The organism is Pseudomonas sp. G2-4, assembly GCF_030064125.1.
Taxonomy (GTDB): domain Bacteria; phylum Pseudomonadota; class Gammaproteobacteria; order Pseudomonadales; family Pseudomonadaceae; genus Aquipseudomonas.
Genome location: NZ_CP125957.1, coordinates 953170 through 979273, shown reverse-complemented (window position 1 = coordinate 979273; position 26104 = coordinate 953170). Strand labels below are relative to the sequence as shown.

The 26104-nt window shown below is 62.6% G+C and carries 23 protein-coding genes; 7 read left to right on the top strand and 16 right to left on the bottom strand.

Annotation, left to right across the window (positions count from 1 at the left end; genetic code table 11):
* Positions 1-79 precede the first annotated feature (79 nt).
* The 6 genes from QNH97_RS04170 to pmbA all read right to left on the bottom strand — a co-directional run bounded on the left by QNH97_RS04170 (position 80) and on the right by pmbA (position 5511).
* Positions 80-970 (bottom strand): ZIP family metal transporter, encoded by an 891-nt coding sequence (locus QNH97_RS04170; protein WP_283555730.1) that lies wholly within the window; start codon positions 968-970, stop codon positions 80-82.
* 28 nt (positions 971-998) lie between these two features.
* Entirely contained in the window at positions 999-1610 is a 612-nt protein-coding gene (locus QNH97_RS04165) for a superoxide dismutase (protein WP_283555729.1), read from the bottom strand.
* Positions 1611-1612: 2 nt separating this feature from the next.
* Positions 1613-2053: a DUF2753 family protein gene (locus QNH97_RS04160; protein WP_283555728.1), complete on the bottom strand. Its 441-nt coding sequence runs from the start codon at positions 2051-2053 to the stop codon at positions 1613-1615.
* A 26-nt stretch (positions 2054-2079) separates the two neighbouring features.
* The gene (locus QNH97_RS04155) at positions 2080-3456 is read right to left on the bottom strand and encodes a class II fumarate hydratase (RefSeq protein WP_283555727.1); all 1377 of its coding nucleotides are present in this window, start codon (positions 3454-3456) and stop codon (positions 2080-2082) included.
* Entirely contained in the window at positions 3449-3844 is a 396-nt protein-coding gene (locus tag QNH97_RS04150) for a FagA protein (RefSeq protein WP_283555726.1), read from the bottom strand. Before QNH97_RS04150 ends, QNH97_RS04155 begins: the two co-directional genes overlap by 8 nt.
* A gap of 320 nt (positions 3845-4164) precedes the next feature.
* Complete coding sequence (gene pmbA / locus QNH97_RS04145; RefSeq protein ID WP_283555725.1) at positions 4165-5511, bottom strand: metalloprotease PmbA; 1347 nt, start codon at positions 5509-5511, stop codon at positions 4165-4167.
* Between the two features lie 152 nt (positions 5512-5663).
* Between pmbA and yjgA the strand changes: the two genes are divergently transcribed.
* Positions 5664-6188, top strand: a complete 525-nt coding sequence (gene yjgA, locus QNH97_RS04140; RefSeq protein WP_283555724.1) for a ribosome biogenesis factor YjgA — start codon at positions 5664-5666, stop codon at positions 6186-6188.
* 147 nt (positions 6189-6335) lie between these two features.
* On the opposite strand, the gene tldD is transcribed toward yjgA, so the two are convergent.
* From tldD to mreB, 8 genes are all read right to left on the bottom strand, one after another.
* Positions 6336-7778, bottom strand: coding sequence for a metalloprotease TldD (tldD, locus tag QNH97_RS04135; RefSeq protein ID WP_283555723.1), 1443 nt, complete (start codon positions 7776-7778; stop codon positions 6336-6338).
* A 5-nt stretch (positions 7779-7783) separates the two neighbouring features.
* Positions 7784-8647 carry a carbon-nitrogen hydrolase family protein gene (locus tag QNH97_RS04130; RefSeq protein ID WP_283555722.1) on the bottom strand — a complete coding sequence of 288 codons (864 nt, stop codon included), beginning with the start codon at positions 8645-8647 and terminating at the stop codon, positions 7784-7786.
* Between the two features lie 137 nt (positions 8648-8784).
* A complete protein-coding gene (locus tag QNH97_RS04125) occupies positions 8785-12588 on the bottom strand; it encodes a YhdP family protein (protein ID WP_283555721.1) in 3804 nt (1267 codons plus the stop codon).
* A gap of 60 nt (positions 12589-12648) precedes the next feature.
* Positions 12649-14106 (bottom strand): ribonuclease G, encoded by a 1458-nt coding sequence (gene rng, locus QNH97_RS04120; protein WP_283555720.1) that lies wholly within the window; start codon positions 14104-14106, stop codon positions 12649-12651.
* Positions 14107-14162: 56 nt separating this feature from the next.
* Positions 14163-14759, bottom strand: a complete 597-nt coding sequence (locus tag QNH97_RS04115; RefSeq protein WP_283555719.1) for a Maf family protein — start codon at positions 14757-14759, stop codon at positions 14163-14165.
* A gap of 183 nt (positions 14760-14942) precedes the next feature.
* The gene (gene mreD, locus QNH97_RS04110) at positions 14943-15431 is read right to left on the bottom strand and encodes a rod shape-determining protein MreD (RefSeq protein WP_003197820.1); all 489 of its coding nucleotides are present in this window, start codon (positions 15429-15431) and stop codon (positions 14943-14945) included.
* The gene (gene mreC, locus QNH97_RS04105) at positions 15428-16513 is read right to left on the bottom strand and encodes a rod shape-determining protein MreC (RefSeq protein ID WP_502944529.1); all 1086 of its coding nucleotides are present in this window, start codon (positions 16511-16513) and stop codon (positions 15428-15430) included. Before mreC ends, mreD begins: the two co-directional genes overlap by 4 nt.
* A 189-nt stretch (positions 16514-16702) precedes the next feature.
* The gene (gene mreB / locus QNH97_RS04100) at positions 16703-17740 is read right to left on the bottom strand and encodes a rod shape-determining protein MreB (protein ID WP_002555108.1); all 1038 of its coding nucleotides are present in this window, start codon (positions 17738-17740) and stop codon (positions 16703-16705) included.
* A gap of 214 nt (positions 17741-17954) precedes the next feature.
* Here mreB and gatC point away from each other — a divergent pair, with 214 nt between their 5' ends.
* The 6 genes from gatC (at position 17955) to QNH97_RS04070 (ending at position 23217) form a co-directional block, all read left to right on the top strand.
* Positions 17955-18242 (top strand): Asp-tRNA(Asn)/Glu-tRNA(Gln) amidotransferase subunit GatC, encoded by a 288-nt coding sequence (gene gatC / locus QNH97_RS04095; protein WP_003197816.1) that lies wholly within the window; start codon positions 17955-17957, stop codon positions 18240-18242.
* A gap of 16 nt (positions 18243-18258) precedes the next feature.
* Positions 18259-19710: an Asp-tRNA(Asn)/Glu-tRNA(Gln) amidotransferase subunit GatA gene (gene gatA, locus QNH97_RS04090; protein WP_283555718.1), complete on the top strand. Its 1452-nt coding sequence runs from the start codon at positions 18259-18261 to the stop codon at positions 19708-19710.
* Between the two features lie 10 nt (positions 19711-19720).
* Positions 19721-21166: an Asp-tRNA(Asn)/Glu-tRNA(Gln) amidotransferase subunit GatB gene (gene gatB, locus QNH97_RS04085; RefSeq protein WP_060739170.1), complete on the top strand. Its 1446-nt coding sequence runs from the start codon at positions 19721-19723 to the stop codon at positions 21164-21166.
* A 185-nt stretch (positions 21167-21351) separates the two neighbouring features.
* Positions 21352-21729 carry a septal ring lytic transglycosylase RlpA family protein gene (locus tag QNH97_RS04080; RefSeq protein WP_283555717.1) on the top strand — a complete coding sequence of 126 codons (378 nt, stop codon included), beginning with the start codon at positions 21352-21354 and terminating at the stop codon, positions 21727-21729.
* Between the two features lie 49 nt (positions 21730-21778).
* Positions 21779-22840 (top strand): calcium/sodium antiporter, encoded by a 1062-nt coding sequence (locus QNH97_RS04075; RefSeq protein WP_283557422.1) that lies wholly within the window; start codon positions 21779-21781, stop codon positions 22838-22840.
* Positions 22837-23217, top strand: a complete 381-nt coding sequence (locus QNH97_RS04070; RefSeq protein ID WP_003177973.1) for a carboxymuconolactone decarboxylase family protein — start codon at positions 22837-22839, stop codon at positions 23215-23217. Before QNH97_RS04075 ends, QNH97_RS04070 begins: the two co-directional genes overlap by 4 nt.
* Positions 23218-23344: 127 nt before the next feature.
* On the opposite strand, the gene QNH97_RS04065 is transcribed toward QNH97_RS04070, so the two are convergent.
* Together QNH97_RS04065 and garD are read right to left on the bottom strand one after the other, a co-directional pair.
* The gene (locus tag QNH97_RS04065; RefSeq protein ID WP_283555716.1) at positions 23345-24286 is read right to left on the bottom strand and encodes an AEC family transporter; all 942 of its coding nucleotides are present in this window, start codon (positions 24284-24286) and stop codon (positions 23345-23347) included.
* A 261-nt stretch (positions 24287-24547) separates the two neighbouring features.
* Entirely contained in the window at positions 24548-26101 is a 1554-nt protein-coding gene (gene garD / locus QNH97_RS04060; RefSeq protein WP_283555715.1) for a galactarate dehydratase, read from the bottom strand.
* Between the last annotated feature and the right edge of the window lie 3 nt (positions 26102-26104).

Here is a 26104-nt window from a genome sequence, read left to right as displayed (position 1 = left end):
TAGCCCGCAAGCAAGAAGGTCTGCTTCGCAGACCAGCGGGAGCAAGCTCCCTCGCCACAAAAGCATTGAAGGCATTGCGTCACGCCAACGCCGTATCCATCACCATCATCAGACAAAACCCCACCAGCAATCCCAGGCTCGCCAGTTTGTCGTGGCCATTGCGGCGCGATTCGGGAATGACCTCATGAGTCACCACCAGCAACATCGCCCCGGCCGCCAGCGCCAGCCCCAGGGGCAGCAGCATCTCGGCAAGGCTGACCAACCAGGCGCACAACAGCGCGAACACTGGCTCGACCAACCCTGACGCGGCGCCAATCAGGAAGGCCTTGATCCGCGACATCCCAGCCGCGGCCAGCACCAGCGCGATCACCAGTCCTTCCGGTACATCCTGCAAGGCGATCCCCATCGCCAGGCTGTCGGCATCGGGCATGCCACCACCCGCCGACACGCCGACAGCCATCCCTTCGGGAATGTTGTGGGCCACGATGGCAAACACGAACAACCAGATCCGCGGCGCGATGACCGGACGTCCGGGCGCCTCTATCAGCCTTGCGGGGCTGGCTGACACTTTGCGGTCCACCAGATACAGCCCGAAGGCCCCTAGCAGGATGCCGAAGCTGATCAGGCCACTGGCTGCCCAAGGCGTGAGTCCCAGCTGTTCGGCCGCGGCAATGCCCGGTACGATCAGCGAAAACGCCGTGGCGGCCAGCATCACGCCGGCACCGAAGCCCAGCAACGAATCGCTCACGGCCTGGGGCATGCGCCGGATAACCAGCACCGGCACGGCCCCCAACGCCGTACCCAAGGCGCAAAGCCCACCGCCCTGCAGCGCACGCAACAGTTTCGGCTCCAGGTCGAGCCACGCCAGGCCCTGAGCCACCAGCAGTGTCATCCCGGCCAACAGCAACAGCGATCCCAAGGCGTAGCGGAACATCCGCCCGCTCCCTATCGCCAGAGTTTCAGTATCCATAGTCAGCCTTGGATTGTTTATAAGGCACTCAGGCCAGCGCAGCCTGGTAACGGCGTGCGACTTCCGGCCAATTGATCACGTTGTAGAACGCGTTGATGTATTCAGGCCGACGGTTCTGGTACAGCAGGTAATAAGCGTGCTCCCAGACGTCCAGGCCAAGAATTGGCGTATGACCGTTCATCAACGGGCTGTCCTGGTTGCCGCTGCTTTCCACCACCAGTGTCTTTTGCGGGGTCACGCTCAACCAGGCCCAACCGCTGCCGAAACGGGTCAGCGCCGCTTTGGTGAACGCCTCCTTGAACCGCTCAAGGCCGCCCAATTGCGCCTCGATCGCGGCGGCCAGGGCACCCTCGGGTTGGCCCCCGCCGTGGGGCGCCATGACTTCCCAGAACAACGAATGGTTGGCATGGCCACCGCCCTGGTTGATCACTGCGGCCTTGAGGCTTTGCGGCAATTGTTCAACGCTGGATACCAGTTTTTCGACGGGCCATTCGGCGTATTCGGTGCCGTCCACCGCAGCGTTTAGGTTGTTTATGTAGGTCTGGTGATGCTTGGTGTAGTGGATCTCCATGGTTTGCGCATCGATGTGCGGTTCCAGGGCGTCGTAGGCGTAGGGCAATGCAGGCAAGGTAAAAGCCATTTTCAATGAACTCCGTAATGAACAGGGGCGTTGCGCTGCCGGGGCGAAGCGGCATTGCAGTGCAACAAGCGCTGCGTGCGAGGGTATTCACCGTGCTCGCTGATGAAATTCAGCAGCTCGACATAGGTCTTGTGGCTCTGACGCAACGCCGCAGCGCGCAGGGCCGGTGCCATGCGCTCGTCCTGCAGGGTCTGCAACAACCGTTGGTGGATGGCGCAGAGGTACTCGACGCTCTCCTCCGGTTGATTCAGGCGCAAGTGCAGATCCGCCAGGTTGTGATGGGAGACGACGCAGGCGGCCACGGCTTCGTCGGCATCTGCCCAGCGCTCAAACAGCACTTGGGCCAGGGCCAACGCTTGCAGATAGGCTTCGCGGGCGTCCACCAGTTCACCTAGCATGAAACAGCGATTGGCCCGTTCGATCGTGCGTTTCCAATGTTCCATGGTGAATCCTCCACAGCGGTGTCGGGTTACACGCCGCCGGCGGTGAGCTTTTCCGGGTCCAGCAGGACCTCAAGCTCACTGCGCGTCAGGTCGGTGTGTTCCAGGGCGACATCGATGACCGGGCGACCTTGCTGATAGGCCTTCTTGGCAATTTCAGCGGCTTTTTGGTAACCGATGATCGGGTTCAGCGCCGTGACCAGGATCGGGTTGCGCGACAACGCTTCCTTGAGCCTGGCCTCGTTGACCTTGAAGGTCGCGATGGCCTTGTCAGCCAGCAAGCGACTGGCAGTGGACATCAGGGCGATGCTGCTCAGCAGATTCTGGGCGATGATCGGCAACATCACGTTCAATTCGAAGTTGCCCGATTGACCGGCGATGGTGATCACGGTGTCGTTGCCGATCACCTGGGCCGCGACCATCGCAGTGGCTTCAGGAATGACCGGATTGACCTTGCCGGGCATGATCGAGGAGCCCGGCTGCAGGCCTTCAAGCTCGATCTCTCCCAAGCCCGCCAGCGGACCGGAGTTCATCCAGCGCAGGTCGTTGGCGATTTTCATCAGCGACACCGCCGTGGTCTTGAGCTGTCCAGAAACCGCCACGGCGGTGTCCTGGGAGCCGATCAGCGCGAACAGATTCTTGCCCGGGGTAAATTGCACCTGGGTCAGTTGCGTCAGTTGTTGACTGAACAGCTCAGCGAACCGGGGATGGGCGTTGACCCCGGTGCCGACTGCCGTACCGCCCTGAGCCAGGGATTGCAGGCTCGGCAGCAGGTCCTGCAAATGGCCGATATTGGCCTTGAGCTGCTGCGCCCAGCCCTCGAGCACCTGGCTCAAGCGCACCGGCATGGCATCCATCAAATGAGTGCGGCCGGTCTTGATGAACGGGTGCACCTCTACGGCCTTGCGCTCGATCACCTGCACCAGGTGCAGCAGCGCCGGCAGCAGTTGCTCATGCAAGGCCAGCGCCGCACTGACGTGAATGCTGGTGGGGATGATGTCGTTGCTGCTCTGGCCGCAATTGACGTGATCGTTCGGATTGATCGTTTCCCCCAGCAGACGACTGGCCAACGTGGCGATGACTTCGTTGGCGTTCATGTTGGAACTGGTGCCAGAACCGGTCTGGAAGATATCCACCGGGAAATGGTCCATGAATTGGCCTTCGAGTAGCCCTTGGGCTGCGTCGACGATGGCCTTGCCCTGGGCTGCGCTGATTTGTTCCAGTTCGACGTTGGCCCGAGCGGCGGCGGCCTTGGCCAGGATCAAGGCACGAATGAACTGCGCCGGCATGCGCTGGCCGCTGACAGGGAAGTTATCCACAGCGCGCTGGGTCTGCGCACCGTAGAGGGCGTCCACCGGGACTTGCAGTTCGCCCATGCTGTCGCGTTCGATACGGGTATTACTCATCGGGAGATCCTTGCACCAGTTCAATAAGAGGAATCGAAGGTTCCAGGGCGCAGGTCGCCAGCGCCCAGGCATGGCTCTGCCAGCGCTTGAGGCGGCAGCGGCAAAGTGATTGGCGTTCGAGGTCGCGTAATGGGCGCCAGGCTTGGTCGAGGCAGATATTTCGCCAATGCCACGGCAGCGCGACGTCGGCGGCGGTGTCGAGCAGTAAGCGGAACGCGGTTTCGGAAATCATCCAGGGCGAAGTGGCGGTGCAGCAGGCCAGATAGCGGCCCTCGGCCAGGTAATGCTCGATCAGCCGCGGCTCGTCCGGACTCATCGCACAACGGATCTGGCGACTCATCCAGCGCCAGCTTTCAAGGTAGGGTTGCTCGTGCAGGGCAGAACTCATGACCGCGGCTCACTCGGCGAATGAGATTCATTATTAGATGATAATAAGAAGCAACACAACTGTAAGCCCGTACAAAATTCACCGTGGCGAGGGAGCTTGCTCCCGCTGGGCTGCGAAGCAGGCCCTGTTTATCGGGGCTTCATGTCTTCGCTGATGGTGATGGTGATGGTGATATTTTTGCGACTGCTGCGCAGCCGAGCGGGAGCAAGCTCCCTCGCCACAGGGTGTCCACCATGTCCCCCGGTCCAAACAGGGTTCTGCGAACATAAAAAAGGCGCGTCACCCGCTAGGATGACGCGCCTTTTTTCTGCGATTGAAGGTCAGCTACCCGCCACCGTCATCCGCTCGATCAATACCGAGCCGGTGCGGATGTTGCTGCGCAGTTCCAGGTCGTTCCCCACGGCCACGATCTGTTTGAACATATCGCGCATGTTGCCGGCGATGGTCACTTCCTGGACCGGGAACTGAATCTCACCATTTTCGACCCAGAACCCCGCCGCGCCACGGGAATAGTCCCCGGTAACCATGTTCAGGCCATGGCCCATCAGTTCGGTCACCAGCAGGCCGCGCCCCATCCGCCGAAGCAAGGCAGCCTGGTCTTCTTCGCCATGGGTCACGAACAGGTTATGCACGCCGCCGGCATTGGCGGTGCTCGGCATGCCGAGCTTGCGGCCCGAATAGGTGCCGAGGATGTAGGACACCAGCTCGCCGTTTTCCACAAACGGCTTGGCGTAGGTGGCCAGGCCATCGCCGTCGAACGCCGAGCTGCCCATGGCTTGCATCAGGTGTGGACGTTCATCGATGGTCATCCACTCCGGGAACAACTTCTGGCCCAGCGCTCCTTCGAGGAACGACGACTTGCGGTACAGGTTGCCGCCGGACACTGCCGACAGGAAGCTGCCGAACAGGCCACCGGCCAACTCGGCTGCAAACAGCACCGGCACCTCGCAGGTCGGCACCGGCCGGGCGCCCAGGCGGCTGGCCGCCCGCTGCGCGGCTTTCTGGCCGATGCTGGCCGGGTCTGCCAACAAATTGCCCTGGCGACTCACGTCGTACCAGTAATCGCGCTGCATCTGGCCGTTGGCCTCCGCGATCATCACGCAACTGAGGCTGTGACGGGTCGAAGCATAACCGCCGATAAAGCCGTGGCTGTTGCCGTAGACGCGGCAGCCCTGGTGAGTATTGAGGGTGGTGCCGTCGGCGTTCTTGATCCGACTGTCAGCCTCGAACGCCGCCGCTTCGCAGCGCAGTGCCTGCTCGATGGCCTGTTCAGGGGTGATATCCCAGGCGTGGAACAGGTCGAAGTCGCGCAATTCCTTGCACATCAGCGCGGCATCGGCCAGGCCTGAGGCTTCGTCTTCGGAGGTGTGCTTGGCAATTGCCAGTGCCGCAGCGACGGTTTCGCGAATGGCGTCAGGGCCGCTGGCCGACGTGCTGGCCGAACCCTTGCGCTGGCCGGCGTACAAGGTGATGCCGAACCCCTGGTCGCGGTTGAATTCGACGGTTTCCACCTCGCGCTGGCGTACCGACGTCGACAGGCCCTGCTCCAGGGACACCGCCACCTCGCAGGCACTGGCGCCCTGGCGCTTGGCTTCGGCGAGGATCTGCTCGACTTGTTCCTGCAGTGCCGGCAATGCTTGCGGGCCGACGCTCTGAACTGCACTCATGGTGTTCTCCACTCAAATTCTGTTTTCGGTCAGGGCGTGTACGAACAGTGCCTGCGCAACTTTGCGTACAAACCCGAGGCCATCGAGCGACCGGGCCGGACAAGCGGCCCCCGACTGGTTATCATGGCGGCGTTTCTTTGCGGACTGCCACCATGGTTGATTCTTACGACGACTCCCTCTACGAGGGTGAAAAAAGCAAATCCCAGGTCAAACGCGAGCTGCATGCTCTGGTTGACCTCGGCGAGCGCCTGACAACACTCAAGCCTGACTTGCTGGCCAAACTGCCCTTGACCGACGCCATGCGCCGGGCCCTGGCCGATGCGCCCAAGCACACCGCGAATATCGCGCGTAAACGGCACCTGCAATTCATCGGCAAACTGATGCGCGACCAGGACACGGCCGCCATTCTGGTTCTGCTCGATCAACTCGATGCCTCCACCCGACAGTACAACGAACGCTTCCATGGTCTGGAACGCTGGCGTGATCGCTTGATCGCAGGCGATGACGGCGTGCTGGAAAAATTCGTCATCGACTACCCGGAGGCCGATCGCCAACAATTGCGCTCCCTGATTCGTCAGGCCCAGCACGAGTTGGCGCAGAACAAGCCACCGGCCTCGAGCCGAAAAATCTTCAAGTACATCCGTGAGCTGGACGAAACCCAACGCGGCTTGCGCTGATCGTTCACTGGCTCACCAATCCCTTGCCGGGGTAGCAATTACCGTGGCGAGGGAGCTTGCTCCCGCTCGGTTGCGCAGCCACCGCATTGGGGCTACTGCGTAGCCCAGCGGGAGCAAGCTCCCTCGCCACGGTGCCCCTGAATATGTTCATGCGCCCGTGCCACCCACGGTAATCGCATCGATCTTCAGGGTCGGTTGACCGACACCTACCGGCACCGATTGCCCGTCCTTGCCGCACGTCCCCACACCGCTGTCCAGCGCCAGGTCATTGCCGACCATCGACACCTTGCTCATCGCCTCCGGCCCGTTGCCGATCAGCGTCGCACCTTTGACCGGCGTGGTGATCTTGCCGTCTTCGATCAGGTAGGCCTCGCTGGTGGAGAACACGAACTTGCCGCTGGTAATGTCCACTTGGCCGCCGCCGAGGTTGGCGCAATAAATGCCCTTTTTCACCGAGGCGATGATTTCCGCTGGATCGCTCTGGCCACCCAGCATGTAGGTATTGGTCATGCGCGGCATGGGCAGGTGCGCATAGGATTCGCGGCGACCGTTGCCGGTACGGGCCACGCCCATCAGCCGGGCGTTGAGTTTGTCTTGCATGTAGCCCTTGAGCACGCCGTTCTCGATCAGCGTGGTGCACTCGGTCGGCGTGCCTTCGTCGTCGACGCTCAGGGAGCCGCGACGTCCGGCCAGGGTGCCGTCATCGACAATGGTGCAGAGTTTCGAGGCAACCATTTCACCCATGCGCCCGCTGTAGGCTGAGCTGCCCTTGCGGTTGAAATCGCCTTCCAGGCCGTGCCCCACCGCCTCGTGCAGCAGCACGCCGGACCAACCGGAACCCAGCACCACGGGCAACGTACCTGCCGGCGCCGGGATCGCCTCAAGGTTGACCAGCGCCTGGCGCAGCGCCTCGCGGGCATAGCCCATGGCGCGGTCTTCGCTGAGGAAATAGCGGTAATCGGTACGTCCGCCGCCGCCATGGCCGCCACGCTCGCGACGACCGTTCTGCTCCACAATCACGCTGACATTGAAACGCACCAGCGGCCGAACGTCCGCCGCCAGGCCGCCGTCGGTGGACGCCACCAGGATCCGTTCCCAGACACCGGCCATGCTCACCGTCACTTGCTGGATACGCGGGTCGAGGGCGCGGGTGGCGACGTCGATGCGCTTGAGCAGTTCGACCTTTTCGGCGCGGCTCATGACTTCCAGTGGATTGTCCGGCGCATACAGCTGCGCCACGTCCTGGCTGCTGAAGGCCTGGACTGTGCCATTCTGCCCGGCGCGGGAGATCGAGCGAGCCGCGCGGGCGGCAGCGCCCAGGGCCTCCAAGGTAATGGCGTTGCTGTAGGCGAAGCCGGTTTTTTCCCCGGACTGGGCCCGCACACCCACGCCCTGGTCAAGGTTGAAACTGCCTTCCTTGACGATGCCGTCTTCCAGCGACCAGGACTCGGATATCTGCCCTTGGAAATACAGGTCGGCCGCATCGATGCCCGGGCCAGCCAGGTCGCCCAGCACGCCTTGCAGGCTCTCCAGGGTGACGCCGCCAGGGGCTAAAAGATGTTCACTGACTGAGGATAACAACCCGCTCATATGTTTTACGCCTTGAATTCGTCGTCTTGGACAGGCCGCTGTCGAGCGCCCTGCGAGAAAAAGCGCCGATGGCTGGCCACCGGCATGCGCGCCCGGATGGACGCCTGTTCGCTGCTGTCGCGCTCGGCCAGCAGCACCGCCTCGCCTTGATCCTGTTGCGCCAGCACACGGCCCCACGGGTCGACAATCGCGGCATGGCCAAAGGTATCCCGTGGCCCCGGATGCGTCCCGCCCTGGGCGGCCGCCAGCACATAGCACTGGGTCTCGATGGCCCGGGCGCGAATCAGCACCTCCCAATGGGCGGCGCCAGTCACTGCGGTGAACGCCGAGGGCGCCGTGATCAGCTCGGCCCCGGCCGCACGCAATTCGCTGTACAGCTCCGGGAACCGCACGTCATAACAAACCGTCAGGCCAACCCTGCCTACGGGTGTATCGGCGACCACCACCTGACTGCCATAAGCATAGTCATCAGACTCGCGATAGCGCCCACGATTGTCCGCCACGTCCACATCGAACAGGTGCAGCTTGTCATAGCGCGCCACGATCTGGCCCTGGTCGTCGATCAACAACGAACAGGCATGGACCTTGGCCTCGGGCCGGTCCACCGGCGGCAACGGCAAGGTGCCGGCCACAATCCATAACTTGAGGTCACGGGCGGCCTGTTTCAACCAGGGCAGGATCGGGCCCTGACCAAAGGCTTCGGCACGACCGATGTCACCCATGTCCCGTCGACCCATGGCCGCGAAGTTCTCAGGCAGCACCACCAGCCTGGCGCCGCCGGCGGCCGCCTGTTCCAGCAGCACGCGGGCACGTGCCAGGTTGGCGAGCACATCGCTCTGGCTGACCATTTGAATCACTGCGACTGGCATGGCAGTTCCCCGTAGCTTGGTAGTGCCCCTGTGGGAGCGAGCTTGCTCGCGATTGCGCTGGATCAGTCAACAAAAATGTTGGATGTACCGGCCTCATCGCGAGCAAGCTCGCTCCCACAGGGGATTGTCATCGTCTGTCAGAACGGCTTGTCAAAGGTGATCTTCGGTTCTTTCCACGGGCCCTTGACGTCGTATCTTACGCTGGCGAAACGCGCCACGCGGTCGCCGATCAACTTGTCGATCAAAAACAGCGCGCCACCCACTGCCGGCGCACCGACAAGCAGCGCGGCAATCGGCAGGTTGTTGGTCACCGGCAGCGTAACCAGCAACTTGGCGTCGACCCGGTCGGCCACCATGTCCAGCGTTCCGTTGAGTTCCAGGTTGCTCGACGGCCCCGTCAGGGTGATGGGTTCTCGGGTGACGTAGATGCCATCGCTCGCCACCAGCAGGCCCTTGACCCGATCGTAGCTCAGGCCCTTGCCGAACAGGTCGGAGAAGTCCAGCCGCAGGCGCCGGCCGATGGAGTTGAAATTCAGCAGACCGAACACCCGCAATGCCTGGGCGCTGCCTTCAACCTCGACGAACTGGCCCTTGCTCAGCGACGCATCGAGACTGCCGGAAAAACGTTTGGTCGCGACCCACGCTGGCGAACCCGGCCAACGGCCATCGACATCCATGTGGAATGTCTGGCTGGTCACGCTCGGTGCATAGCCCCAGCCCTTGAGCACGTCAGCCAGGTTCTTGCCACCGATGCGGCCCTTGTACCAACTGCTGGTGGAACCAGGCGCGCCCTCCCAGGCGCCGTTGCCCTTCAACACCATGCCCTTGAGGCCCAGGTCCAGATTGTTCAGCGCGATGCCCTTGCCTGTCGGACGCACCTTCAACGACCAGGCGCCGATCAGATCCGGGCCCTGGAACAACTGGTCGATGGCGATATCCATCGCTGCAATCGCTGTGGGATCGACCGATGCCAGCGGGTCCGGTGCGTTTTCGTCGGTCTGGACCGTCGGGTCCACGGCCGGCAGGCGTACATAGTCAAGCTTGATACCGATCGGGGCGGCTTTGGCGTCTGGCAAGCTGACGCTGCCCTTGGCCTGCTGGCTGTCGAGTCGCAAGCCCCAGGCGTCTGCCTTGCGATCAAGCTGTATGGCAGCCTGGTCCAGGGTCGTGCCCATGGCCGTGAGCTTGCCGATCTTCAGATCGGCACTGCTGAGCAACTGCTTGGCGCTGCCGCCCGGGTCCTGGCCGGCGTACTTGCTCACCAGTGCTTGCCACGGGCTGACGTCCAGCTCCGACAGCGTCCCGCGCAATCGCAGGCCCTTGCCGCCCGGCAAGACAGCTTCGCCAGTCCCCAGCAGCAACTCGCCGCGACCGTCGGCGAAGTTCCCGCCCGACGCTGCGTACGTGAAGCTGGCCAAGTCGCCATAATCGACCCAGTAACGTCGCTCCGGCCCTTGCAGCGTCATGCGAAATACCGTGTCGCGCCCGACATCGGCGGCCATGCCGAAGGGAGCAGGCAAATCCACCGCAACGCCCTTGAGGCTGGAGTTGACCGACAACTGGCTGTCGACGCCGTCGAGAATCACTTGCAACTGATAGGGGACCACCCCGGACACGGGCAGCGGCTGGGTGACGTTCAGCCAACTGGTGAGTTTCTTGATCTCCACCTGCCCGGACGCGGCGACCCGGGTATTGAGCGCACCGGCGCGGCCTTCGGCAAAAATCTGCGCCGTGACGGGACGATCGAAGGCCCGGGCCGTGATGCCCTTGCCACTCAGCCCCTTGTTGCTGTCAAAACGGAAGTCGCCTTTGAGCTGGGTCAACTCCAGCGCCGGTTCGCTGAGTTTGAGCCGGGCCTGGTCGGTGGTGAAATCCACCAGAATCTTCGGCTGCTCGCCTTTGACCAATGGGATATCGAGCTTCACGCTGCCTTGCAGCTTGCCCTCGCCCTCCCAGCCGGCAAACGTCTCGGCGGTGCCAATCGGCGCGGTCTGGAGAATTTTCAGGCCGTCGCCCAGCCCTCCGACGAACCCGCCGTCCAACAGCAGATGGGAATTCTGACCGCTCGGTACATGGGGAATATTCACCACAACGTCCTTGACCTGGGTGTCCAGCAATTGCCCCTGGCTGGCAAAGATGCGCACGCCGCTGTCTTCGACGAAGACATCACCGCTGACTTTGCTGACCGAAGGCCAACCCGGCTGGAACGCCAGTTCGGCGTCGTGCACCTTGAAAAACAGGCTGATGCTGCGGGCCGCATCCTCGGCACCGTGGTTCAGCGAACCTTGGTACTGGAAAAAGCCCTCGTCCACCGCGCCCTTGACGATGGCCGTACGCAGCCACTCATCCAGCGCCGGGCTCAGGACCGCAGGCAGATACTTGGCGGTGTAGCGCCCATCACCGTCCACCAGGCCGACCCGCAAGTCCATATAGTCTTCCTGGCTGTGGTCGAAATGCAGGCGGATCAGGAAATCGCCAGCAATCCGGCCCTCCTCCCCCAGCACCTTCAGGTACGGCGCGATCAAGGTGAAGCCTTGCTTGTCCAGCTTCCAGGTCAACCGGGCATTGGCCTGCAGGTATTGCCAGGGCTTGGCGAAGATCGGGTCCAGGTGCAAGGAAAAATCCTTGCTGTCCATGCGCAGCTCGCCGCCACCCAAGTCGCCGCTCAGGCTCCCCGATACGTTGCGCGCAGCCGGGGCGCCGCGATAGGCATCGAAACCCACCGTGTCCAGATTCGTGGCGAAACTGATTTTTTGATCACCGCTGTTCTGCGGTCGGTAGTCCACCAGCACGTTGCGCAGGCCGCCCGTTACCTTGAGGTGGTCGATAGTCTTCGCGACGCCTTCGGGCAGCGGCGCCAGGGCATTGAGCAATGGGGTCAGCGGAGTAAGGTCGAGGCGATCGGCCTGCAAGTGCCAACGTTCTTCAGCGTTCTCGGTGGCATCACTTTGTTGCAGTTGCAGGCGCGATTCCCAGCGCGTCTCGCCCAGGCTCATCGCCAGGGAGTCGAACGTCGCGGTGAACCCTTGGCTACCGCGCTGGAAATAAGCGTTGAGGGCCAGGTTGTGGATCTGCACCGGCTTGCGCTCGGCATAGGCGCCCTGGAGTTGCGGCGCGTTCAATCGCATGGCCGCGCTTTGCACCGTGCCTTCACCCCAGCTCAGCCAGAACTCGCCACCGGCATTGATCTGGGAAAAATTCCATTGCCGGGTCAGGCGTTTCGGCAGCCATTTGGCCCAGTCGCTTTGCGGCAGGCTCAGGTAGGCATCGGCCTGGCCGTTCTTCCAGTCGCTGGCGCGGATGCGGGTGCGCAAGTTGATCGCCACAGGCTGGCCGTCGGGCAGGGTCAGGCGTGCGTCCAGGCGCTGGCGAGTGGCGCCAGTGCGCAGGCTCAGGCCCACATAGGTCAGGGTCAGGGGGGATTGTTCAAGGGGTTGCAGGGTCACTTGGCTGTCGAGCACCGACAGCTTGGCAACCACCTGCATGTGATCGAGCAGTTGCTGCGGATCGAGGGGTTGATCGTCCTGCACCGGCAGGCCTTCCAAGGCCCACTTACCGTCAGTGCCCTCCTTGAGGCTGATCTTCAGGCCGCTGAGTTCCAGGTGAGCAATGCGCACCTGGCGCGCCAGCAGGCTGGCCCACAGGTCTGGCACGGCTCGCACCTGATCCAGGTGCAAGGCATTGGGCCCCTCGCCCACCACGACGTCGTGCGCCGCCAGGATCGGTGCCAAAGCGCTCCAGCTGCCCTCCAGGCTGCCGATGTGCACCGGCATGCCCAAGGCTTCGCCGACCCGGGTCTGGACCTCGGCGCGATATTCAGCCACCAGCGGGACCAACTCCCGGCCGAGGCTGACGTATAAGGCCAGCAGCACCAGGAGGAGCGCGCACAGGCCCAGTCCCCAGCGGGTCAGCGCGGCCAAAATGCGTGTCAGGCGCTCCATGTCAGTGGACTCCCCTGGCAAAGAAAATCAAATCCGCGGGCCCGCCGCTTCCCAAGCCCTTCAGAGCAACACCACGTCGTATTGTTCCTGGGAATACATGGTTTCCACCTGGAAGCGAATCGTGCGGCCGATAAAGGCTTCCAGCTCGGCAACATTGCCCGACTCTTCATCGAGCAGGCGATCCACCACTTTCTGGTTCGCCAACACTCTATAGCCGGTCGCCTGGTAGGCGCGCGCCTCCCGGAGAATTTCCCGGAAGATTTCGTAACACACGGTTTCGGGGGTCTTGAGCTTGCCCCGGCCCTGGCAACTGCTGCATGGCTCGCACAGCACTTGCTCAAGGCTTTCGCGGGTGCGCTTGCGGGTCATCTGCACCAGGCCCAGTTCGGTGATGCCAATGATGTTGGTCTTGGCGTGATCGCGCTCGAGTTGTTTTTCCAGGGTCCGCAATACCTGGCGCTGGTGCTCTTCATGCTCCATGTCGATGAAGTCGATGATGATGATCCCGCCCAGGTTGCGCAGGCGCAGTTGGCGGGCGATGGCCGTGGCCGCTTCCAGATTGGTCTTGAAGATGGTTTCTTCGAGATTGCGATGGCCGACGAACGCCCCGGTGTTGACGTCGATGGTGCTCATGGCTTCGGCCGGATCCACCACCAGGTAACCGCCGGACTTGAGCGGCACCTTGCGTTCAAGGGCTTTCTGGATTTCGTCCTCGACGCCATACAGGTCGAAAATCGGCCGCTCGCCCGGGTAATGCTCAAGGCGATCGGCGATTTCCGGCATCAGTTCGGCGACGAACTGGGTGGTCTTCTGGAAGGTTTCCCGGGAATCGATACGGATTTTCTCGATCTTGGGGCTGACCAGGTCCCGCAGCGTGCGCAGCGCCAGGCCCAGGTCCTCGTAGATCACACTGGGGGTGGCGATGGTCTTGATTTGCTCGGCTATCTGGTCCCAGAGCCGGCGCAGGTAACGGATGTCCATAAGGATTTCATCGGCCCCGGCCCCTTCGGCCGCGGTGCGCAGGATGAAACCACCGGCTTCCTTGATGCCTTCTTTTTCCACGCAATCGCTGACCACCTGTTTGAGGCGCTCGCGCTCGGCTTCGTCTTCGATCTTCAGGGAAATACCGACGTGGGCGGTACGCGGCATGTACACCAGGTAGCGCGACGGTATCGACAGCTGCGTGGTCAGGCGCGCGCCCTTGGAGCCGATGGGGTCCTTGGTGACCTGCACCACCAGGCTCTGGCCTTCATGAACCAGCGCGCTGATGCTCTCTACGGCCGGCCCTTCGCGCATGGAAATTTCCGAGGCATGGATGAACGCCGCGCGGTCCAGGCCGATGTCGACGAACGCCGCCTGCATCCCCGGCAACACCCGCACCACCTTGCCCTTGTAGATATTGCCGACGATGCCACGCTTTTGCGTGCGCTCAACGTGGACCTCTTGCAGAACACCGTTTTCAACCACCGCCACGCGCGATTCCATCGGCGTGATGTTGATCAGGATCTCTTCACTCATGGCAGGGTCTCGTTCAGGCATGTTCACGATTATGGCCGCATCAAGTCAGACGGCGCTCAGCGCGCGTTCAAGGTTTGCCAACAGGGTATGCCGAAATGGCCCAGTAGTTCTGCGGTTTCGCACAATGGCAGGCCAACCACGGCCGAATAGCTGCCCTCCAGACCGGCGACGAACACCGCGCCCAGCCCCTGGATGCCATAGCCACCGGCCTTGTCCCGAGGTTCACCGCTGGCCCAGTAGGCAACCGCTTCCTGTTCAGTGATGGAACGAAAACGCACCCGGCTGCGCACGACGCGGGATTCGCAACGTTGCCCGTCCAGTACCGCAATGGCGGTCAACACTTCATGGTCGCGGCCCGACAGGCTCAAGAGCATGGCCAGGGAATCAGCCTGGTCCAGTGGTTTGCCGAGAATCTTTCCGTCCAGCACCACGGCCGTGTCGGCGCCCAGTACACAACCATCCAGGTCGGCCGGTGTGACGCTTCGCCCGGCCTCGGCCTTGCCACGCGCCAAACGCTCGACATAGGCCGAAGGGGTTTCGTGATCCAGGGGCGTTTCATCGATGTCCGCGCCGATGGCGGTAAAAGGCACGCCGATCTGCGTGAGCAGTTCACGCCGACGCGGTGAGCCGGAGGCGAGGTAAAGCGGCTTCATCAAGACATCTTCCTCTCAAAGCACAGCCTTCCAAATGCAAACAGCTTTTGTGGCGAGGGAGCTTGCTCCCGCTCGGTTGCGCAGCGACTGTAAAAGTTGGGGCCGCTGCGCAGCCCAGCGGGAGCAAGCTCCCTCGCCACGGGCGATGTAAGCATCAGAAAAAGTATAGATACCCCGGCCGAATCAGTTGATTTTGAAACGCAGGCGCAGGCCCCGCAAACCGAAGCTGACCCAAGGCCAGAGCAAGGCACTGACCAGGGCCGGCAGCACCAGCGCCAGGGTCGGTTGACGATTGCCAGTGAGCGCGCTGAGCCACAATTGCACCAGTTGCGCCAGGCCGAAAATCACCAGGATCACCAGGCATTGCTGCCACATGGGGAACATCCGCAAGCGTTGTTGCAGCGACAGCACCAGGAACGTGATCAGCGTCAGGATCAGCGCGTTTTGCCCCAGCAATGTGCCATAGAGCACGTCCTCGGCCAGGCCCAGGCACCAGGCGGTGACCATGCCGACCTTATGCGGCAGCGCCAGCGCCCAGAAGGCCAGCAATAACGCCAACCACAGTGGCCGCAGGATTTCCATGAACTGCGGCAGCGGCGAAACGCTGAGCAACAGGCCGATGGCGAAGGTCAGCCAGACCATCCAACCGTTGCCGGATTGAGTACTGCTCATTCTTCTCGTGCTCCCCTGGTGGCTGGCGCGGTGCCCGGTGTGGAGACAGGCGGCTTGGCGGCGGGCCGGGCTGGCTGAGACGCCGGCGCGTGGGTCGCCGACCTGGGCAGCTTAGCAGCAGGTGCGGCCGGTGTAGCGGGCGCGGTCGCTGGCGTCGTGGCCGGAGCGGCCGGAGTCGTTGGAGCCACTGGCGGTTTCGGCACGATTACAGGGACTGGCGCCGGGGTAACCGGGGCGCCCGGCTCCCCACCCTGGCGGTCCTGGGCTTCCTGGGCCGCGGCGGCTTCGTTGGCGCGCTCCTCGGGCGTCCGGGTGTCGCTGAACACCAGCAGCAGGTAACGACTGCGGTTCAATGCGGCCGTCGGCACTGCACGTACGATGGCGAATGGCTGGCCGGAGTCATGGATGACTTCCTTGACCGTCGCCACCGGATAACCGGCCGGGAAGCGCTGACCGAGGCCGGAGCTGACCAGCAGGTCGCCTTCCTTGATGTCGGCGGTGTCGGCCACGTGCCGCAATTCCAGGCGCTCCGGGTTGCCGGTGCCGCTGGCAATCGCTCGCAAGCCATTGCGGTTGACCTGCACGGGAATGCTGTGGGTGGTGTCGGTCAGCAATAGCACCCGGGAGGTGTAGGGCATCAGCTCCACCACCTGGCCCATCAGGCCCCGGGCGTCGAGCACCGGCTGGCCGAGAACCACACCGTCGCGCTCACCCTTGTTGATGATGATGCGGTGGGTGAAGGGGTTCGGGTCCATGCCGATCAACTCGGCCACTTCGACCTTCTCGTTGACCAGCGCAGAAGAGTTGAGCAACTCACGCAGCCGAACGTTCTGCTCGGTGAGGGCCGCGAGCTTCTGCATGCGTCCCTGCAACAGCAGGTTTTCGGTCTTGAGTTTTTCGTTTTCGGCGACCAGTTCGGTCCTGCTGCCAAACTGGCTGGCCACACCTTGCCACAACCGCTGCGGCAGGTCGGTGATCCAGTAGGACTCCATCAACACCAGCGACATCTGGCTGCGCACGGGCTTGAGCAGCGTGAAACGGGCATCGACCACCATCAGCGCAACCGATAGCACGGTCAGCACCAACAGGCGCACACCCAATGAGGGGCCTTTGGCGAAAAGCGGTTTAATAGGCCGCTCCTCCCAGGCAAATGTTTTCTTTATTCATACGGCATCAAACCGGCCTGGATACGAATGACAGAAGATAAACGCCAACGGGCAGCACTGCAAAGGGCTGCCCGGGAGCGAATAACATAGACCATCCAGGAGAATTTATTCGCTGGAGAGCAAGTCCATGGTGTGCTTGTCCATCATTTCCAATGCACGGCCGCCACCGCGGGCAACGCAGGTCAGCGGGTCTTCAGCCACGATCACCGGCAGACCGGTTTCCTGGGCCAGCAACTTGTCGAGGTCACGCAACAGCGCGCCACCACCGGTCAGCACCAGGCCACGCTCGGCGATGTCCGACGCCAGTTCCGGCGGCGATTGCTCCAGGGCGCTCTTGACCGCCTGGACGATGGTCGCCAGCGACTCTTGCAGCGCTTCGAGCACTTCGTTGGAGTTGAGGGTGAAGGCCCGTGGAACGCCTTCGGCCAGGTTGCGGCCGCGAACGTCGACTTCACGCACTTCGCCGCCCGGGTAGGCCGTGCCGATTTCCTGCTTGATGCGCTCAGCGGTGGATTCGCCGATCAGGCTGCCGTAGTTGCGACGCACATAGGTGATGATCGCTTCGTCGAAACGATCGCCGCCCACACGTACGGATTCGGCGTAGACCACACCGTTCAGGGAGATCAGGGCGATTTCAGTGGTACCGCCACCGATGTCGACGACCATCGAACCGCGTGCTTCTTCGACCGGCAGGCCGGCACCGATGGCAGCGGCCATCGGCTCTTCGATCAGGAACACTTCACGGGCACCGGCTCCAAGGGCCGATTCACGGATGGCGCGACGCTCCACCTGGGTGGACTTGCATGGAACGCAGATCAGCACACGAGGGCTGGGCTGCAGGAAGCTGTTTTCGTGAACCTTGTTGATGAAGTACTGCAGCATCTTTTCGCAGACGCTGAAGTCGGCGATGACGCCGTCCTTCATCGGCCGAATGGCCGCAATGTTGCCCGGTGTACGGCCCAGCATGCGCTTGGCTTCCGTACCGACAGCCACGACGCTCTTCTGGTTACCATGGGTGCGGATGGCCACGACCGAGGGTTCATTCAGGACGATACCGCGCTCGCGCACGTAAATAAGGGTGTTGGCAGTGCCCAGGTCAATGGAGAGATCGCTGGAAAACATGCCACGCAGTTTCTTGAACATGGGAAAGGGACCCTAGGCAACGCGTGGGTAAAAAAGTGCGGCAAACTCTAACAACGACAGGGATTTTGGGCAAGGCGCCAATATGTTAAATTAGCCGCTTTTCTGTGCACCAAACCCCACAATCGCGGCCGTAAAGCCGTAGAAATGCGGTAGTGTTCCGACAATCTAACACACGGACAGACTGCGTCCGTTTTGTTTTCCACTGGAGAATCCCATGGCGCTTGAACGCTCCGACGTGGAAAAAATCGCTCATCTGGCCTGTCTGGGCCTCAATGAAGCCGATCTTCCACACATTACTTCTGCCCTGAACAGCATTCTGGGGCTGGTCGACGAGATGCAGGCGGTCAATACCGACGGTATCGAACCACTGGCTCACCCACTGGAAGCCAGCCAGCGCCTGCGCGCCGACGTCGTGACCGAGTCCAATCACCGCGAGGCCTACCAGTCCATCGCACCAGCGGTCGAAAACGGCCTGTACCTGGTTCCGAAAGTCATCGACTAAAGGGAAAGAGCCTCTCATGCATCACATGACCCTGGCCGAGATCGCCCGCGGACTCGCCGATAAAAAGTTTTCTTCCGAAGAGCTGACCCAGGTCCTGCTGGCGCGCATCGCCCAGCTCGACCCACAGCTCAACAGTTTCATCAGCCTCACCCCGGAGCTGGCCCTGAGCCAGGCCAAGGCCGCCGACGCCCGTCGCGCCAACGGTGAGAACGGCGCCCTGCTCGGCGCGCCGATTGCCCACAAGGATCTGTTCTGCACCCAGGGCATCCGCACCAGCTGCGGCTCGAAGATGCTCGACAACTTCAAGGCCCCGTACGACGCCACCGTGGTCGCCAAACTGGCCGCCGCCGGCGCCGTGACCCTGGGCAAGACCAACATGGACGAATTCGCCATGGGTTCGGCCAACGAGTCGAGCTACTACGGCGCCGTTAAAAACCCATGGAACCTGGAACACGTGCCAGGCGGTTCGTCCGGCGGTTCCGCCGCCGCCGTGGCCGCGCGCCTGTTGCCAGCCGCCACCGCCACCGACACCGGCGGTTCGATTCGCCAGCCGGCGGCGTTCACCAACCTCACCGGCCTCAAGCCCACCTACGGCCGAGTCTCGCGCTGGGGCATGATCGCCTACGCCTCCAGCCTCGACCAGGGCGGCCCGCTGGCCCGCACCGCCGAAGACTGCGCGATCCTGCTGCAAGGCATGGCCGGCTTCGACCCGAACGATTCCACCAGCATCGATGAGCCGGTGCCGGACTACAGCGCCAGCCTCAACGGCTCGCTGCAAGGCCTGCGCATCGGCGTGCCGAAGGAATACTTCGGCGCCGGTCTCGACCCGCGCATCGCCGACCTGATCCACAACAGCATCAAGGAACTGGAAAAGCTCGGCGCGGTGGTCAAGGAAATCAGCCTGCCGAACATGCAGCACGCGATTCCCGCGTACTACGTGATCGCTCCAGCGGAGGCGTCCTCGAACCTGTCGCGTTTCGACGGCGTGCGCTTCGGCCATCGCTGCGAGAACCCGGAAAACCTGATCGACCTGTACAAGCGCTCCCGTGGCGAAGGCTTCGGTGCCGAAGTGCAGCGCCGGATCATGGTTGGTGCCTACGCGTTGTCCGCCGGCTACTACGATGCCTACTACCTCAAGGCGCAGAAAATCCGGCGCCTGGTGAAGAACGATTTCATGGCCGCCTTCAACGAGGTCGACATCATCCTCGGCCCGACCACGCCGAACCCGGCCTGGAAACTCGGCGCCAAGAACAGCGACCCGATCGCTGCGTACCTGGAAGACGTCTACACCATCACCGCCAACCTCGCCGGCTTGCCGGGCCTGTCCATGCCGGCCGGCTTCGTCGATGGCCTGCCGGTAGGTGTACAGTTGCTCGCGCCGTATTTCCAGGAAGGCCGCCTGTTGAACGTTGCCCACCAGTATCAGTTGAACACTGACTGGCACACCCGCACCCCAACCGGCTTCTGAGGAGAAACACATGCAATGGGAAGTCGTGATCGGGCTGGAGATTCATACCCAGCTCACCACCCGGTCGAAAATCTTTTCCGGTAGCTCCACCACATTCGGCTCCGAGCCCAACACCCAGGCCAGCCTGGTCGACCTGGGCATGCCCGGCGTGCTGCCGGTGCTCAATGCCGAAGCGGTGCGCATGGCGGTGATGTTCGGCCTGGCGATCGATGCCGAGATCGGCCAGCACAACGTGTTCGCCCGCAAGAACTACTTCTATCCGGACCTGCCCAAGGGCTACCAGATCAGTCAGATGGAACTGCCGATTGTCGGCAAGGGCCACCTGGACATCGCCCTGGAAGACGGCACGGTCAAGCGCGTCGGCATCACCCGCGCGCACCTGGAAGAAGACGCCGGCAAGAGCCTGCACGAAGAATTCAACGGTGCCACCGGCATCGACCTGAACCGTGCTGGCACGCCGCTGCTGGAAATCGTCTCCGAACCGGACATGCGCAGCGCCAAGGAAGCCGTGGCCTACGTCAAGGCAATCCATGCGCTGGTGCGCTACCTGGGCATTTGCGACGGCAACATGGCCGAAGGCTCGCTGCGCTGCGACTGCAACGTGTCGATCCGGCCCAAGGGCCAGGTTGAGTTCGGCACTCGTTGCGAGATCAAGAACGTCAACTCGTTCCGCTTCATCGAGAAGGCGATCAACAGTGAGATCCAGCGCCAGATCGAACTGATCGAGGACGGTGGCAAGGTCATCCAGCAGACCCGCCTGTACGACCCGAACAAGGACGAGACCCGTCCGATGCGCAGCAAGGAAGAAGCCAACGACTACCGTTACTTCCCCGACCCGGACCTGCTGCCGGTGGTCATCGAGGATTCGTTCCTCAACGACGTGCGCGCCACCCTGCCGGAACTGCCACCGCAAAAACGCGAGCGCTTCCAGGCGCAGTTCGGGCTGTCGAGCTATGACGCCAACGTCCTGGCCACCAGCCGCGAGCAGGCCGATTACTTCGAGAAAGTCGTGAGCATCGGCGGCGATGCCAAGCTGGCGGCCAACTGGGTGATGGTCGAGCTGGGCAGCCTGCTGAACAAGCAAGGCCTGGAAATCGACGAGTCGCCGGTATCGGCCGAACAACTGGGCGGCATGCTGCTGCGGATCAAGGACAACACCATTTCCGGCAAGATCGCCAAGATGGTGTTCGAAGCCATGGCCAATGGTGAAGGCAGCGCCGACGAGATCATCGAGAAGCGCGGCTTGAAGCAAGTCACCGACACCGGTGCGATCAGCGCCGTGCTCGATGAAATGCTCGCGGCCAACGCCGAGCAGGTCGAACAGTACCGTGCGGCAGACGAAGCCAAGCGCGGCAAAATGTTCGGCTTCTTCGTCGGCCAGGCCATGAAAGCCTCCAAAGGCAAGGCCAACCCGCAACAGGTCAACGAACTGCTCAAAAGCAAGCTCGAAGGCTGATGGACATGGAGCCAGTCTTGCAGTCTGGCTCGGACACCTGTGGCGAGGGAGCTTGCTCCCGCTGGGTTGCGCAGCAGCCCCCTGTATCTGGCAGCAGATTGTTGGGGGCCGCTTCGCGGCCCAGCGGGAGCAAGCTCCCTCGCCACAATGATCCTCACAACCACACTGATGTGGGAAACCCTTTGATGAAGCGTCTCCTTGGCGCCTGCGCCCTGCTGTCCCTGCTGGCCGGTTGCGCCAGCCAGAGCGGGACGGTCGATCCACACGGCTACGACCAGACCGGCGTCGCCTCTTATTATGGTGCCAGGCACCATGGCAAACGCACCGCCAGCGGCGAGCGTTTCAACCAGAACGGCCTGACCGCCGCCCATCGCCAGTTGCCGTTCGGCACACGGGTGAAAGTCACCAACCTGAAAAACAACGACAGTGTCGTGGTGCGCATCAACGACCGTGGCCCATACTCCCGTGGCCGTTTGATCGATGTATCCCGCGCAGCAGCCGAGCAACTGGGCATGCTGCGCACCGGCACCGCGCGGGTACGCGTGCAAGCCCTCGACGATTGACAGACGGAGCCCGGCCATTTCCCTACTCACCGCCCTACCGCTGCTCAGCCTGATGGAATTGCTCGGCGGCCTGCTGTTGCTGATCGCCGGCGCCGAGCTGCTGGTGCGCGCCGCCGTGGGCCTGTCGGCACGCTTGCAAGTGCGGCCGCTGATCATCGGCCTGAGCGTTGTCGCCTTCGGCAGCAGCGCGCCGCAAATGGCCGTCAGCCTGCAGGCGACCCTGGCGCAGAACGCTGACATCGCCGTGGGCAGCGTGATCGGCAGCAGCATCTTCAATATCCTCGTCACCCTCGGGTTGTCGGCGCTGATCATTCCGCTGCGCGTCTCGCGCCAGTTGGTGCGCCTGGACATCCCGCTGATGATCGGCGCGGCCCTGCTGGTGTTCGTGCTGGCCTGGAACGAGGAACTGACTCGACTGGACGGTATGCTGCTGCTCATGGCCCTGGCGGTGTACCTGGGCCTGTTGCTGCGCCAATCGCGACACTCAGGACGACCGCACCCGGTGGGCGTCGACGTGGCCCAGATGTCCTGGTTCAAGAGCCTGTCGATGATCGTGCTGGGCCTGGCGATGCTGATTTTTGCCGGGCACCTGCTGCTGGGGGCGGCGGTGGAAGTGGCGACGGACCTCGGGCTTTCCGAACGCGTCATCGGCCTGACCATCGTCGCCGTCAGCACCTCCCTGCCGGAACTCGCCACCTCACTGATCGCCGCCCTGCGGGGCCAACGGGACATCGCAGTGGGCAACGTCATCGGCAGCAACCTGTTCAATTTGCTGGGTGTGCTGGGGGTGACGGCCCTCGCCGCGCCGACGCCACTTTCGGTCTCGCCCAACGCCCTGGACTTCGACCTGCCGGTGATGCTCGGCGTGGCGGTGCTGTGCCTGCCGGTGTTCTATTCCGGCTACCGCGTCACTCGCGCCGAAGGCCTGCTGTTTCTGGGCTTGTACCTGGCCTACGGCCTGCACGTGGTGTCGTTCACCACCGGCATGCCCTTGGCTGGCCAGTTGGAACGGCTGATGCTGTTCTATGTGCTGCCGGCCTTGCTCGGGTTTTTACTGTTCACCTCCCTGCGCGCCTGGCGCCGCCAACACCACAAGAGGGATTTGCCATGACCGACACTCCAAAGACCGGCCTGGACATGCGTCGCCAAGTCATGGGCGATGCCTTCGTCGACCGCGCCCTGGGCAACGCGACGGAATTTACCCAACCGCTACAGGACTTCGTCAACGAACATGCCTGGGGCAGCGTCTGGAGCCGCGAAGGGCTGCCACTGAAAACCCGCAGCCTGATCACCCTCGCCGCCCTCACCGCCCTCAAATGCCCGCAGGAATTGAAAGGCCACGTGCGTGGCGCGCTGAACAATGGTTGTACGGTGGAAGAGATTCGCGAAGCGTTGCTGCATTGCGCGGTGTATGCCGGCGTGCCGGCGGCGATCGATGCGTTTCGGGCGGCGCAGGAAGTGATCGATAGTTATCAGAAACCGGAGTGACCGTTAGATCGCTATCGCGAGCAAGCTCGCTCCCACAGGGGTGTATGGGAAATTTGAATACACCTACAAACCACCGTGGGAGCGAGCTTGCTCGCGATTGGACCTCAAGAACACCGCAAGCCCAAGCCTAGATCCACCCACCCCACTGCAACACAAAAATCCCCAGGTTGGTGGTAATCGCCGCCATCAACGTGGTGATGACGATGATCGCCGCTGCCAGTTCATGGTTGCCATCGGCCGCCCGGGCCATGACGTAGCTGGCGGCGGCAGTGGGGCTGCCGAAGTACAGGAACAGGATCCCCAGCTCCGCCCCGCGAAACCCCCAGAGCCAGGCACCCAGGGTCGCCAGCAGCGGCAGGCCGACCATCTTCACCAGGCTCGAACTCAGGGCCATCTTGCCGCTCTTGCGCAATGCCGCCAGCGACAGCGTGCCGCCGATGCAGATCAGCGCCAGGGGCAAGGTCATTTGTGAGAGGTACCTGGCCGAGGTCTCGAACCAGTTCGGCAGGCCGATCTGCCAATAGGCGAACGGCGCGGCAACGATCACGCTGATGATCAGCGGGTTGCTGATCACACTTTTGCAGATGCTCCACGGATCGGATTTGATCACCGGGCTATAAACCGCCAGCACGATAGTCGACAACGTGTTGTAGAACAGGATCACCAGCGCCGCGAGAATCGCCCCCAGGGAAATCCCGTAGTCGCCGTACATGCTCGCCGCCAGCGCCAGACCAATGACCCCGTTGTTGCCGCGAAACGCACCTTGGGTATAGATGCCGCGATCCTCCCGCGGGCAACGCCAGATCGCCCAACCCCAGGCCATCGCAAAGCTGACCAGGGTGGCCACGGAGAAGTAGATCAATAGGTCCGCCTGCAACGCCGCGTGCAGGTCGGCATGGAGGACGCCGAGGAACAGCAGGGCCGGCATGGTGACGTTGAACACCAGGGACGAGGCGATGTGGATGAAGTTGTCGTTGATCCAATAGATGCGCTTGAGCAACGCCCCCAGAAACAGCATGGCAAACACCGGCGCGGTGATGTTCAGGGTTTCGAGAAAAATTGCCAGCATGCCGGGGAACCTTCAGAGGGTGTCGTTAGGTGGCTAATAATAAGCCACTAATGCCACAGGCGTCTGGTAGGCCGCTATCGCGAGCAGGCTCGCTCCCACACTGGTTCCTTGGTGAACACAGAATCCACACTCACCGCAGCCCCCCTGTGGGAGCGAGCCTGCTCGCGAAGACGTCGGCTCATCCAACATCAATGCAAGCTGATCCACCACATTCGCGAGCAAGCTTGCTCCCACACTGGATCTCCAACGATCACAAGATCATCAGGTAATCGGCGCCGGGTTGAACAACGTGATGTCGTTGTACAACTTGTGCCGCTCGGCCCAGGTTTGCTTCTTGCCACTGGCCACGTCCAGGTAGTAGTGGAACAGCTCCCAACCCAGCTCCTCGATGGTTGCCCGTCCGGTGGCGATCCGGCCGGCGTCGATGTCGATCAGGTCCGGCCAGCGCTGGGCCAGTTCGGTGCGGGTCGAAACCTTCACCACTGGGGCCATGGCCAAGCCGTACGGCGTGCCACGGCCGGTGGTGAAGACGTGCAGGTTCATCCCCGCCGCCAGTTGCAACGTGCCGCAGACAAAATCACTGGCCGGTGTGGCGCAGAAAATCAGGCCCTTTTGCTTGAACCGCTCGCCCGGGCCGAGCACGCCATTGATCGCGCTGCTGCCGGACTTGACGATCGAGCCCAGGGATTTTTCGACGATGTTCGACAGCCCGCCCTTCTTGTTGCCCGGCGTGGTGTTGGCGCTGCGATCTGCCTCGCCCTTGGCCAGGTAACGGTCGTACCAGTCCATTTCGCGCACCAGTTCCTGGGCGACTTCCCGAGTTTGCGCCCGGGAGGTCAGCAGGTAAATCGCATCACGCACTTCGGTGACTTCGGAAAACATCACCGTCGCCCCCGCCCGCAGCAACAGGTCCGAGGCGTAGCCCAGCGCCGGGTTGGCGGTGATGCCAGAGAACGCATCGCTGCCGCCGCACTGCATGCCCAGGATCAACTCCGACGCCGGCACGGTTTCGCGACGGCGCTGGTCGAGTTTCTTCAGGCGGGTCTCGGCCAACGCCATGATCTGCTCGATCATTTCGGTGAAACCGTGGCTGGAATCCTGCAAGCGATACAACCACGGCTCGCTGAGGTCCACCGAACTGTCGTTTTCATGCATCACCTGCCCGGCCTGCAATTTCTCGCAGCCCAGGCTGATCACCAGCGCTTCGCCGCCCAGGTTCGGGTTGCGTGCCAGGTTGCGCACGGTGCGAATCGGGATGTACGCGTCAGTGGCGGTGATTGCCACGCCGCAGCCGTAGCTGTGGGTCAGCGCCACCACGTCATCGACGTTCGGGTACTGGGGCAGCAATTCGTCCTTGATGCGCTTGACCGCATGGTCCAGCACCCCGGTCACACACTGCACCGTGGTGGTGATGCCGAGGATATTGCGCGTGCCGACAGTGCCATCGGCGTTGCGGTAGCCTTCGAAGGTGTAGCCCTCCAGCGGCGCATCGGCCATCGGCACATCGGTGGACAGCGGCAGGCTGTCCAGCGGCGGCGCGGTGGGCATGCGCAGCTGGTCTTCCTTGACCCAACTGCCACGGGGGATCGGTTGCAACGCATAGCCAATCACCTGGCCGTAGCGAATCACCTCGCCGCCCTCGGGAATATCTTCCAAGGTGACCTTGTGGCTCTGGGGTACAAAGTCCACGGTAACCAAGCCGTCCGGGAACTCGGTCCCGGCCGGTACGCCCTGGTCATTGACGACGATCACCACGTTGTCCCGCTCGTGCAGGCGGATGTAACGCGGCGAATCAGCATGTTCAATCAGTTGCATTGA